Raw genomic sequence first — 11,531 nt, 5'->3', positions numbered from 1 at the left:
GCCAGATGAGCCAAGCGGCACAGAACCTCAACTGGTTGATCACCAACTTCGTGGACAACACCCCCGGGGTGTCCCACACCGTCGTCGTGTCCGCCGACGGTCTTCTTCTGGCGATGTCGGAAGGCTTTCCGCGCGACCGTGCCGATCAGCTCGCGGCCGTCGCCTCCGGGCTCACCTCACTCACGGCCGGGGCGTCCCGGATCTTCGAGGGCGGGGACGTGGCCCAGACCGTGGTCGAGATGGAGCGCGGTTTTCTCTTCCTGATGTCCGTCTCCGACGGATCGTCCCTGGCCGTGCTCGCCCACCCCGAGTGCGACATCGGCCTGGTCGGTTACGAGATGGCGCTGCTGGTCGACCGCGCGGGCGCTGTGCTCACGCCCGACCTGCGCGCCGAACTCCAAGGCAGTCTGCTCCACTGACGCCTGCGGATCCACAGAACTCACCAAATCACCGTCCGGCCGCCACAGTCCCCCCACCGGCCCCCGTCAGACGGCACGACTGACCGACTTGCTGTCCCGCTCGGAGGATCAATGACCCCGCCCACCGCTCCTCACGATCCGTACGCAGAGCCGTACGGAGACGAGGGCGACCAGCCTCTGGTTCGGCCGTACGCCATGACCGGTGGCCGGACGCGGCCGCGTTACCAGCTCGCCCTCGAGGCGCTGATCAGCACGACGGCAGACCCCGCGCATCTGATGGGGCTGCTCCCCGAGCACCAGCGGATCTGCCACCTGTGCCGCGAGGTGAAGTCGGTGGCCGAGGTGTCGGCCCTGTTGTCCATGCCGCTCGGTGTGGCACGGATCCTTGTCGCGGACCTCGCCGAGGCCGGACTCGTCGCGATCCACCAGCCCGGTGGCGACGAGAACGCCGGTGGCGCCCCGGACGTGACTCTGCTCGAAAGGGTGCTCAGTGGACTTCGGAAGCTCTGAAGCGGGGCGGGCCACCACCTCGGCGAAGATCGTGGTGGCGGGAGGCTTCGGCGTGGGCAAGACCACGTTCGTCGGGGCCGTCTCGGAGATCAACCCGCTGCGTACCGAGGCCGTCATGACGTCCGCTTCCGCGGGCATCGACGACCTCACCCACACCGGGGACAAGACCACCACCACGGTGGCCATGGACTTCGGCCGCATCACCCTGGACCAGGACCTGATCCTGTACCTGTTCGGCACCCCCGGCCAGGACCGCTTCTGGTTCATGTGGGACGACCTCGTACGCGGCGCCATCGGCGCCATCGTCCTCGTCGACACCCGCCGCCTCGCCGACTGCTTCCCCGCCGTCGACTACTTCGAGAACAGCGGACTCCCCTTCGTCATCGCCCTCAACGGCTTCGAGGGGCACCAGCCCTACACGCCCGACGAGGTCCGCGAGGCCCTGCAGATCGGGCCCGACACCCCGATCATCACGACGGACGCCCGCCACCGCGCGGACGCCAAGTCGGCCCTCATCACCCTGGTCGAGCACGCGCTCATGGCCCGGCTGCGGTAGGCAGAGGGACCGAACTACCACACCTGGGCCCAAAACAGGACCCAAGTCCACAACCTCATACGGCAGTTGTCGTAGCTACACCGATGCCGGCTGTGTCCTTTGACACGGTCGGCCTCGGTGTTCATAACGTTTCGACAGAGAAATAGGGTGGTACGACCACGCGTCGCGGTCGATCGGTGCCGCTGCGCTCACAATGCCCCCGCTTTTTGCCGGGGCTCGCTCTTTATGACCGTTTTATCTGGGACTTACATCACGCGGAATCGTTGCCTCCCAGTGTTTGGAAGTCCTCAGCGTGACGTGCTGGAATGCCTGAACTGCCCATTAGTCAAAGACGTACTAGGGCGTGGAGTCACCCGCGGCACGACGTAGGTGCCGGCGCCGAGAGGTTGTTGGTCGAGTGAGGCGAAGCAAGAAAGGTCCCGAGCCGTCGTCGGCGCGGGGCAACTTCACCCCGCCGCCGCGCGGAGCGGCACCCGCACAAGTGACCGGACCGGAGCCGACGGCAGAGCCCGCGCCCAGCGGCAGTCGTCTGTCCCCCCGCAACTGGCGTGTACCCACTCGCCTGAACGCGATTCTCCTCATACCCGTGCTGGTCGGCCTGATCATGGGCGGCTTCCAGGTGAAGGGCTCGATCGACACCTGGCAGGAGGCGCGGGACGCCGAGAAGGTGGCCAAGATCGTGGCCGCCGCCGGTGTCTACGCGGAGGCGCTGCTCAACGAGCGTGACCTCACCGCCGAGCCGCTGCTGAACGGCCAGCGCGACAGCGAGGTCGTCAAGGACGCCCGCGCCTTCACCGACGAGAAGGCGGACGCCTTCCACGCGGAGGTCGTCGGGATGCCCACCGGGCAGGGCCTGGAGCGCCGTCTGCGTCTGGTGGAGGAGGCCGAGCCGTCACTGGAGAAACTCCGGCAGACCGCCTTCACCCGGGCCGCCGACCCGGTACAGACCGAAGAGGGCTACGTCACCGTCGAGCACCTCCTGGCGGAGTTCTCCAACGAGCTCGGCCTCGGTACCGGCAACATCACCGCGTACGGCCGTACGGTCTACGCGGTCACGCTCGCCAAGGGTGCCGCCTCGCTTCAGCGTTCGATCGGCACCCACCTGCTGGTCCGCCCCAGTGAGGACGAGAGGGTCTTCCGTCAGCAGGTCACCGCGTTCACCTCATACGCCTACCTGGAGAACATCGCCGTACAGGAGTACGTCTCCGGTGGCACCGAGGCCGACGCCGCGCGCCTGGAGTCGGTCATGGCGCAGAAGACCGAAGAGGGCAAGAAGCAGGCCGCCAAGGCCGCTGCCGGCGACGCCGACTACAAGGCGCCGCCGGACACCATGCTGCAGATGATCCAGCTGATAGGCAGCGGCGCCTCCAAGGACGAGCTCGCGGCCAAGGGCGTCACCTACCAGAACTGGATGGCCGCCTCCACCCTGAAGTTCGAGGGGTACAGCGAGGTCGAGACCGAGCTGATCAACCGCGCGGTGGCCGAGGCCGGCCAGATCGCCTCCGACGCCCAGCGCGACGCCTACATCAACGGCGCCATCGTCATCGTCGCCCTGCTCGCCGCGTTCATCATCGCCGGGATCATGGCCCGCCAGATGAGCCGTGCGATGCGCCAGCTGCGCAACGCCGCCTTCGGCATCGCCGAGCAGCGGCTGCCGATGCTGGTCGACCAGCTCTCGCGCACCGACCCCGGCCGGGTCGACACCCGGGTGGCACCGATCCCGATCACCTCCACGGACGAGATCGGCGAGGTCGCCCGCGCCTTCGACCAGGTCCACCGCGAGGCCGTCCGGCTCGCCGCCGAGCAGGCCCTGCTGCGGGGCAACATCAACGCGATCTTCACCAACCTCTCGCGCCGCAACCAGTCGCTGATCGAGGGCCAGCTGACCCTGATCACCGACCTGGAGAACAACGAGGCCGACCCGGACCAGCTGGAGAACCTCTTCAAGCTGGACCACCTGGCGACCCGTATGCGCCGCAACGGCGAGAACCTCCTGGTCCTCGCCGGCGAGGAGCCCGGCCGCCGCTGGGACCAGCCGGTCCCGCTGATCGACGTGCTGCGCGCCGCCTCCTCCGAGGTGGAGCAGTACGAGCGCATCGAGCTCTCCGGCGTCCCGGAGGCCGAGATCCACGGCCGCGCCGTGACCGACCTCGTGCACCTGCTCGCCGAGCTCCTGGAGAACGCCACCACGTTCTCCTCCCCGCAGACCAAGGTCCGCGTCACCGCGACCCGTCTCCCCGACGGTCGCGTGATGATCGAGATCCACGACAAGGGCATCGGCCTCACCGCCGAGGACTTCGCGGACATCAACCACAAGCTGGCCAACCCGCCGACCGTGGACGCCGCGATCTCCCAGCGCATGGGCCTCTTCGTGGTCGGCCGGCTGTCCGACCGGCACGGCATCCGCGTCCAGCTCCGCCCCTCGGGCGAGCAGGCCGGTACGACCTCGCTGGTCATGCTCCCGGACGTCATCACCCACGGTGGCGGTGGCGAGCAGCAGCAGCCGGGGGCCGACCAGTTCACGGTCTCGCAGATCATCCCGGAGCAGCAGCACGCGTTCCAGCAGCCGGCCGTGGCCCCGATGCGGACCGCCGCCGAGCTGGGCTTCGACGACAGCCGCTACGAGGTGCCGGACGACATCCGCGACCTGGACCCCGTGGGCCGGTCCCTGATGCGCGAGGAGCGCCGCGCGGCCCTGGAGTCCCAGGCGCACCAGAGCCCGCAGCTGCCCGCGGGCCAGACGCCGCGCTACGGCGACGACTTCCAGTCGTCCGAGCCGTCCTACGACAACGGCGCGACGGGGTACGCGGACCCGCAGCGGTCGTTCGACCAGCAGACGGCGTACGAGGAGCCGCAGCAGCCGTCGTACGACGAGACGTACTTCGGCCAGAGCGCCAACGGTACGGCGAACGGCAACGGGCATCTGCCGAGCGGGAACGACACGTTCACCGCTACCGGCGGTTACCCTGAGCCCTCCTATGCGGAGCCCGTCCAGGAGGACCACGCGCCGGCCGCCGCGAACGCCCCGGAGACCTACTCGGGCTTCGAGGAGTCGTCCTATCAGGACGACTGGCCGCAGCAGCAGGACTACCAGAGTTCCTACCGCTCCGAGTACGCTCCGGAACCGGAATCTGCGCAGGCCGCTGACGTGAAGGAGCCGGACCGCGTAGGCTTCGACCGTCCGGGACCCACCCCCTCCGCCGGCCACGCGCTGACCGACGCCGGCCTGCCCCGCCGCGGATCCACCGCGAGCGCGGGCGGCACGAGCGCGGGCGCCGTGAACGGACGGCAGGAAGTGGCCCAGGACCAGCCGACGGCCGGGGGACCGAACGGCGACTGGCGCTCGGCCAACGACGCGCGCTGGCAGCAGGCCTCCCAGCTGAAGAAGCCCAAGGCGGGCGGGGTCACCTCCTCCGGCCTGCCGCGGCGGGTGCCCAAGGCCAACCTGGTCGAGGGTGCCGCCACGACGACCCCGCAGGGAGGTCCACAGATCTCCCGCGCTCCCGAGGACGTCCGGGGCAGGCTGAGCAACCTGCGCCGAGGGGTCCAGCGGGGACGCAACGCAAGCAGTGAAACGAACGGCCAGGGCTTCGGTCCTGACAGCACCTACAACCAGGAGCGTTAGTGTGAGCCCGATGAGCCAGGCGGCACAGAACCTGAACTGGTTGATCACCAATTTCGTGGACAACACCCCCGGGGTGTCGCACACGGTGGTGGTCTCCGCCGACGGACTCCTTCTGGCGATGTCCGAAGGGTTTCCCCGCGACCGTGCCGACCAGCTGGCGGCCGTCGCGTCGGGTCTGACCTCTCTGACCGCGGGTGCCTCCCGCATCTTCGAAGGTGGCAGCGTCAATCAGACGGTTGTGGAGATGGAGCGGGGATTCCTCTTCATCATGTCCGTTTCCGATGGTTCCTCGCTCGCCGTTCTCGCACATCCGGAAGCCGACATCGGTCTCATCGGGTACGAGATGGCACTTCTGGTGGACCGTGCCGGTACGGTCCTGACGCCCGATCTTCGTGCGGAGCTCCAGGGCAGCCTGCTCAACTAACAGTCAGACGGTGCGTTTTGGCGTCCCGGGGCCGTAAGGTTTCGGGACGCGGCTTCCAATGAGCCATGGATGCCAGCACAGTCGGAGGAGGAGAGAACGTGGCAACACCCCCAGGCGGTTCATCGTCGGGCAACTGGTCCTACCCTGGCCAGGGGCCGGGCCAGGGTGACCAGAATCGGTACAACTTCCCCTCCGCACCGAGCCGCCAGCAGCCGTACGCACCGCAGGGCCCCGGCCCTTCGCCGTACGACCAGCCGCCGGCGCCGCGCATCCAGCCCGTGCAGCCGCAGCGCCGTACCCCTGAGCCGTCGCCCGCCGGGGCGGCACACAACCCCCTGGTGCGCCCGTACGCCATGACGGGCGGCCGCACCAGGCCGCGTTACCAGCTCGCCATCGAGGCGCTGGTGCACACCACCGCGCAGCCGCACCAGATGCAGGGCCAGTTGCCCGAGCATCAGCGGATCTGCAACCTCTGCCGGGAAATCAAGTCGGTGGCCGAGATCTCGGCCCTCCTGACGATCCCTCTCGGCGTGGCCAGGATCCTCGTCGCCGACTTGGCGGAGGCGGGCCTGGTCGCCATCCATCAGCCCGGCGGCGACGAGAGCGCCGGCGGCCAGCCAGACGTGACACTGCTCGAAAGGGTGCTCAGTGGACTTCGCAAGCTCTAGCGGCGGTCCTTCCCGCTCCACCACCTCAGCGAAGATCGTGGTGGCGGGAGGCTTCGGCGTGGGCAAGACCACGTTCGTCGGGGCCGTCTCGGAGATCAACCCGCTGCGTACCGAGGCCGTCATGACGTCCGCTTCCGCGGGCATCGACGACCTCACCCACACCGGGGACAAGACCACCACCACGGTGGCCATGGACTTCGGCCGCATCACCCTGGACCAGGACCTGATCCTGTACCTGTTCGGCACCCCCGGCCAGGACCGCTTCTGGTTCATGTGGGACGACCTCGTACGCGGCGCCATCGGCGCCATCGTGCTCGTGGACACCCGCCGCCTCGCCGACTGCTTCCCCGCCGTCGACTACTTCGAGAACAGCGGACTCCCCTTCGTCATCGCGCTGAACGGCTTCGACGGCCAGCAGCCGTACAACCCGGACGAGGTCCGGGAGGCGCTGCAGATCGGGCCCGACACCCCGATCATCACGACGGACGCGCGGCATCGGTCGGACGCGAAGAGCGCGCTCATCACCTTGGTCGAGCACGCGCTGATGGCACGGCTGCGGTAGGCCTGCGGCGCTCAGCCGAGTACGAAAGGGGACCCCTTCCTGTTGTTCCGGGAGGGGTCCCCTTCGTTGTGCGTCGCCTGCGGGTTCGGTGGGGGCTGGCCGCGCAGTTCCCCGCGCCCCTGAAAAGCAGGGGCTGCGCCCCATGCTTTTCATCCCGCAGCCCCGTCGCTTTTCAGGCCGGCGGGGTCGTGGTCTTGCAGGCCCGCAGGGGCCTGAATCTTGAGGGGCGCGGGGAACTGCGCGAGAAGCCCCACCGGGCCCGCGGCCGACACACAACGCGAAGGGCCCCCTCCATCCGGAAGGGGCCCTTTCAAGCCAAGGCTCAGCGCCAGCTGTGCGGCGCCCGGAACCCCGGCTCGCGCTCCAGGCGGCGCCACCCCGCGCGGGGGCGGGTGCGGTGGGCCGGGGCCTCGACGGGCTGGGCGGCGGCGCGGGCCAGGAGCAGCGCGGTGATCGCGGCCACTTCCTCGGGCTCGGCATGGCCCTTCTCGACGCGAATATCAGGCAGCTTCATGGATGTCAGTCTCCGTGAGAGAGGTTTCCGCAGAGGGACCGCGAAGGAACCGTCGGGTTACTGCGGCGGGTTGCCGTGCTTGCGGGACGGCAGGTCCGCGTGCTTGGTGTGGAGCATCGCGAGGGAGCGGATGAGGACCGCTCGGGTGTCCGCGGGGTCGATCACGTCGTCGACGAGGCCGCGCTCGGCCGCGTAGTACGGGTGCATCAGCTCGGCCTTGTACTCCTTGACCATGCGGACCCGCATGGCCTCGGGGTCCTCGGCGTCGGCGATCTGCCGACGGAAGATGACGTTGGCGGCGCCTTCGGCGCCCATGACGGCGATCTCGTTGGTCGGCCAGGCGTAGGTGAGGTCGGCGCCGATGGACTGGCTGTCCATGACGATGTAGGCACCTCCGTAGGCCTTGCGCAGGATCAGGGAGATCCGGGGCACGGTGGCGTTGCAGTACGCGTACAACAGCTTCGCGCCGTGGCGGATGATTCCGCCGTGCTCCTGGTCGACGCCCGGCAGGAAGCCGGGGACATCCAGCAGCGTGATGATCGGGATGTTAAAAGCGTCGCACATCTGGACAAAGCGTGCAGCTTTTTCCGAGGCCTCGATGTCCAGGACGCCCGCGAGGCTCTGCGGCTGGTTGGCGACGATGCCGACGACCTGGCCGTCGAGACGGCCGAGGGCGCAGATGATGTTGCGGGCCCAGCGCTCGTGGACCTCCAGGTAGTCGCCGTCGTCGACGATCTCCTCGATGACCTTGGTCATGTCGTACGGGCGGTTGCCGTCGGCCGGGACCAGGTCGAGGAGGACGTCGCTGCGGCGGTCCGCCTCGTCGGAGGCCTCCACCCGCGGCGGGTTCTCGCGGTTGTTCTGCGGGAGCATCGACAGGAGGTAGCGCACCTCGGCGATGCAGGTCTCCTCGTCGTCGTACGCGAAGTGGGCGACGCCGCTCGTCTCGGCGTGCACGTCCGCGCCGCCGAGGCCGTTCTGCGTGATCTCCTCGCCGGTGACCGCCTTGACGACGTCCGGTCCGGTGATGAACATCTGGGACGTCTCGCGGACCATGAAGACGAAGTCCGTGAGGGCGGGGCTGTAGGCCGCGCCGCCCGCGCACGGGCCGAGCATCACGCTGATCTGCGGGATGACACCGGACGCCCGGGTGTTGCGCTGGAAGATGCCGCCGTACCCGGCGAGCGCGGAGACGCCCTCCTGGATACGGGCGCCCGCGCCGTCGTTGAGCGAGACCAGCGGGGCCCCGGCCGCGATGGCCATGTCCATGATCTTGTGGATCTTGGTGGCGTGGGCCTCGCCCAGCGCGCCGCCGAAGATGCGGAAGTCATGGGCGTAGACGAAGACCGTACGGCCCTCCACCGTGCCCCAGCCGGTGACGACACCGTCGGTGTACGGCTTCTTGGACTCCAGACCGAATCCGGTGGCCCGGTGCCGGCGCAGCTGCTCGACCTCGTTGAACGAGCCCGGGTCCAGCAGCAGCTCGATGCGCTCCCGGGAGGTCAGCTTGCCCTTGGCATGCTGCGCCTCGGTCGCCTTCTCGCTCGGGCCGGCCAACGCCTGGGCACGAATCTCGTGCAGCTCGGCCACTCGCCCGCGCGCGTCCGTCGGCTCACCCGGTGCCTCATCCAAAACGGTCATGTAGTGACCTTACGAAGCCGAGCGAGGAAAGCGGTCCGTCGACTCCGTACAGTCTCCGGCGTGTTTTCCTGGTACCCCTGAACAGAACCTCGTCGGCATGCAGCCGAATCGACTGCTCAGGGGGTGTCGGGCTTGTAGGGGTCACACAAACGCTCAGCTGAGGATCACCTCACACACATGGGTGGCGCAGGCCGTCCCGGCGGCCACCCGGATCCGTAGCAGACCGGCCCCTGCCTCCAGCACCTCGACGGAGTCGTCCGCCCGGGCCACCGCGCGGACCGGGCCACGCCACCCGATCTCCACGGGCTCGCCCGTACGCGGCGGTTCGCTCACGCAGAGAGTAGCGGTCCTCCCCCGGCGGCGTACCAGCACACTCGCCCCGGCGGAGGCGGTCAGCGGCCCCACCGTACCGGCCTGCCAGAAGTTGGCGGCCGTGAGGCCGAGCGAGGGGATGTGGACGGCCTGGCAGGCGCTGTCGTTGGCGTAGATCGACAACCAGCGCCGGTCGGCGGCACGGGCCCGCACGGCGTGGCGGGACGCCCCGGGCATGAGGAGATAGGCGTAATCGGCGTTCACCGGATCGGTGCCGTGGTCCAGCCAGAGGGTCTGCCGGCGTCGGGTGCGGCGTTCGGTCGTGCTGGTGGTGTTGATGTCGGACCAGGCGCCGGTGCGGTCCTCCCGGAGGGTGCGCAGCGCGTCGCCCGGAGGGTCGGCCGGGAAGACCCAGCCGCCGTGGCCTTCCAGGTGGGCCCAGCGCCTGCCCCGTACGAGGGGCCGCGGTGCTCCGGTGCCGGGCTCCCCCAGGTTGCGGCTGTCGACCACCGTCTCCACGGGCACGCCGTCCGCGCAGCTGATGCCCGCCCCCAGGCAGACGACGGCGTCCGCGACGCAGAACCATGACTTGCGGGCCTGGAGCGTGGAGCCGAGCCCTTCGAGGTGCTGGCCGATCGCCGCGAACTCGCCGTCCGTGGTGCCGCCGACCCAGCGGACGTCCGGCTTCGGCGCGCCCCATTCGCCGCCCTCCCGGTCGGCGAGGCGCCGGGTGGAGACGGTCGTGCCGGGGAGGCGGTACCAGTCGACGGTGGGCCAGAACCAGTTCGTGTACTGGTCGCCGTGCCCGTCGGCCCACCACAGGGTCATCCCGGCGCCGGTGTGCCAGCCGCGCGGGTTCTCGCCGTTGCCGCACTCGTAGTGGGCGATGCGGTCGGAGGCCATGGCGATGTTCACCGTGAAGCCGGGGCGGCGGTGGACGGCCCGGTCCATGGCCGGGAAGAGACGGTGGCCGACGGGTTCGGGCGCGGCGGCGACCGGGGAGGCGGCGACGGCGTGCAGGCGGGCCAGGTCCGCGACGCCGAACTGTCTCGCCGTGAGGATCGGTGTCACCGTGTCGCGTTCGATCCACCCCTTGATCCGGCCGTGCCACCGCTCGCGCTCGGCGGCGGTGGCGCCGAGCGCTAGCAGCGCGATCGCGGCGATGACGCCCTGGCCGTGGAAGTGGTCGCTCCGCAGGATGTGCCGGTCGTCGCCCTTGAGGTGACCCCGGCTGATGGCACGGCCGTTGACGCTGTCCATCATCAGCCCGTCAAGGAGGAGTGGCGCGTACGCCCGTTCGACGCTGTCGAGGACGATCTGCCGGTTCGGGTCGGTCACCTCCCAGGTCGACCCGGCCAGCAGCGCGAAGAGCCGCCCCAGGCCGTCGAGCATGACCTGCCCGTACGTTCCCGAGTAGGCGACCCAGGTGTGCTGCACGAACGAGCCGTCGGCGTACAGCCCGTCCCCCCGGGTGACGTACGGGAAGACGGGCGAGAGGGCGTCCCGGGCGAGGGCGATCTTCTCGGGCGCGCGGCCGAGGATGCCGCGCAGGGCCACGGAGCGGCAGAGGTCGACGCGGTTGGCGCCGGTGGAGGTGCCGGTGTACTCGCGGAGCGCCGAGTCGGGGACGAAGTGGTCGACGGCCGCGCAGGCGTCGGCCCTTCTGGCGGGCGTCAGTTCGTCGTACAGGGCGGCGACGATGTCCAGCAGGAGGCGGGGGCTGCCGATCTGCCACTCCCACCAGTTGCCGTAGCGGGTGGTGGAGGGGTGGTAGACGGTCGCGGTGAGGTGGTCGAGGCCGCGCAGGATGTCCGCGAGGAGGGCGGTGTCGCCGGTCGAGCCGGTGCCGGGTTGCGCGTAGGCCCGGGCCATGGCCCACAGGCGGCTGTAGCTCTGGGTGATCCCGGCGGGCGGGTCGAAGGGGTGGCCCGGCCAGAGGGAGCCGGCGGTGGGGGCCATGGCCGCGCGGAACGCGTGGGCGAGGTCGCCGGTCTCTCGCAGCCGGGTGGCGTAGGGCTCGGCGGCGGGGTCGTAGCCGGTGCCGAGTGCGAGGGTCAGCCAGCGGCGGCGGAGGGTGTCGTACTCGTCGTCTGCCGCCGCGGCTGCGGGGTACGCGGTGGGGGTGGTGGCCGTGGCCGCCAGGGTCGCGGCGAGGAGCAGGACGGTGCGGCGGGTGGGGGTCATGCCCATGCCGTGTATCACCTCGCCGCCACGGGATCAACAGTGCGTGACGCGACGATCACCGTAACGATAAGGTTGAAACTTGAACGGAATAGGTCTACGGTAGGCAGTGTTCAGTT

10 protein-coding genes are annotated in these 11,531 nt (G+C 69.6%); 7 read left to right on the top strand and 3 right to left on the bottom strand.

Going from position 1 to position 11,531, the window contains the following annotated elements; translation table 11 throughout:
• Window positions 1–5 precede the first annotated feature (5 nt).
• From ABT147_RS41340 to ABT147_RS41310, 7 genes are all read left to right on the top strand, one after another.
• Window positions 6–419, top strand: a complete 414-nt coding sequence (locus tag ABT147_RS41340) for a roadblock/LC7 domain-containing protein (RefSeq protein WP_005479910.1) — start codon at window positions 6–8, stop codon at window positions 417–419.
• A gap of 111 nt (window positions 420–530) precedes the next feature.
• Window positions 531–929 carry a DUF742 domain-containing protein gene (locus ABT147_RS41335; protein ID WP_086754757.1) on the top strand — a complete coding sequence of 133 codons (399 nt, stop codon included), beginning with the start codon at window positions 531–533 and terminating at the stop codon, window positions 927–929.
• A complete protein-coding gene (locus tag ABT147_RS41330; protein ID WP_086754758.1) occupies window positions 910–1,485 on the top strand; it encodes a GTP-binding protein in 576 nt (191 codons plus the stop codon). The genes ABT147_RS41335 and ABT147_RS41330 overlap by 20 nt, the downstream gene beginning before the upstream one ends.
• Window positions 1,486–1,882: 397 nt before the next feature.
• Window positions 1,883–5,110 (top strand): sensor histidine kinase, encoded by a 3,228-nt coding sequence (locus ABT147_RS41325; protein ID WP_351416379.1) that lies wholly within the window; start codon window positions 1,883–1,885, stop codon window positions 5,108–5,110.
• A 10-nt stretch (window positions 5,111–5,120) separates the two neighbouring features.
• Window positions 5,121–5,534 carry a roadblock/LC7 domain-containing protein gene (locus tag ABT147_RS41320; RefSeq protein ID WP_005479603.1) on the top strand — a complete coding sequence of 138 codons (414 nt, stop codon included), beginning with the start codon at window positions 5,121–5,123 and terminating at the stop codon, window positions 5,532–5,534.
• Window positions 5,535–5,632: 98 nt separating this feature from the next.
• Window positions 5,633–6,202, top strand: coding sequence for a DUF742 domain-containing protein (locus ABT147_RS41315; RefSeq protein ID WP_319236846.1), 570 nt, complete (start codon window positions 5,633–5,635; stop codon window positions 6,200–6,202).
• Complete coding sequence (locus tag ABT147_RS41310) at window positions 6,183–6,764, top strand: GTP-binding protein (protein ID WP_013000463.1); 582 nt, start codon at window positions 6,183–6,185, stop codon at window positions 6,762–6,764. Before ABT147_RS41315 ends, ABT147_RS41310 begins: the two co-directional genes overlap by 20 nt.
• Before the next feature lie 322 nt (window positions 6,765–7,086).
• On the opposite strand, the gene ABT147_RS41305 is transcribed toward ABT147_RS41310, so the two are convergent.
• The 3 genes from ABT147_RS41305 to ABT147_RS41295 all read right to left on the bottom strand — a co-directional run bounded on the left by ABT147_RS41305 (window position 7,087) and on the right by ABT147_RS41295 (window position 11,421).
• Entirely contained in the window at window positions 7,087–7,278 is a 192-nt protein-coding gene (locus ABT147_RS41305) for an acyl-CoA carboxylase epsilon subunit (protein WP_319066654.1), read from the bottom strand.
• 57 nt (window positions 7,279–7,335) lie between these two features.
• Window positions 7,336–8,919, bottom strand: a complete 1,584-nt coding sequence (locus ABT147_RS41300) for an acyl-CoA carboxylase subunit beta (protein WP_351416375.1) — start codon at window positions 8,917–8,919, stop codon at window positions 7,336–7,338.
• Window positions 8,920–9,072: 153 nt separating this feature from the next.
• Complete coding sequence (locus ABT147_RS41295) at window positions 9,073–11,421, bottom strand: polysaccharide lyase 8 family protein (protein WP_351416374.1); 2,349 nt, start codon at window positions 11,419–11,421, stop codon at window positions 9,073–9,075.
• Between the last annotated feature and the right edge of the window lie 110 nt (window positions 11,422–11,531).

Origin of the sequence: Streptomyces sp. NPDC001868, from assembly GCF_040297125.1 — a bacterium.
In the GTDB taxonomy this organism is placed as follows: domain Bacteria; phylum Actinomycetota; class Actinomycetes; order Streptomycetales; family Streptomycetaceae; genus Streptomyces.
The sequence above is the reverse complement of the archived record's forward strand: the minus strand, read 5'-3'. Positions and strand labels throughout refer to the sequence as shown.

What these genes read in the sequence shown, in the direction of transcription:
- ABT147_RS41320 (WP_005479603.1), top strand. Translation starts at nt 5,121, where the DNA reads ATGAGCCAGGCGGCACAGAACCTGAACTGGTTGATCACCAATTTCGTG.
- ABT147_RS41335 (WP_086754757.1), top strand. Translation starts at nt 531, where the DNA reads ATGACCCCGCCCACCGCTCCTCACGATCCGTACGCAGAGCCGTACGGA.
- ABT147_RS41305 (WP_319066654.1), bottom strand. Translation starts at nt 7,278, where the DNA reads ATGAAGCTGCCTGATATTCGCGTCGAGAAGGGCCATGCCGAGCCCGAG.
- ABT147_RS41300 (WP_351416375.1), bottom strand. Translation starts at nt 8,919, where the DNA reads ATGACCGTTTTGGATGAGGCACCGGGTGAGCCGACGGACGCGCGCGGG.
- ABT147_RS41295 (WP_351416374.1), bottom strand. Translation starts at nt 11,421, where the DNA reads ATGGGCATGACCCCCACCCGCCGCACCGTCCTGCTCCTCGCCGCGACC.
- ABT147_RS41340 (WP_005479910.1), top strand. Translation starts at nt 6, where the DNA reads ATGAGCCAAGCGGCACAGAACCTCAACTGGTTGATCACCAACTTCGTG.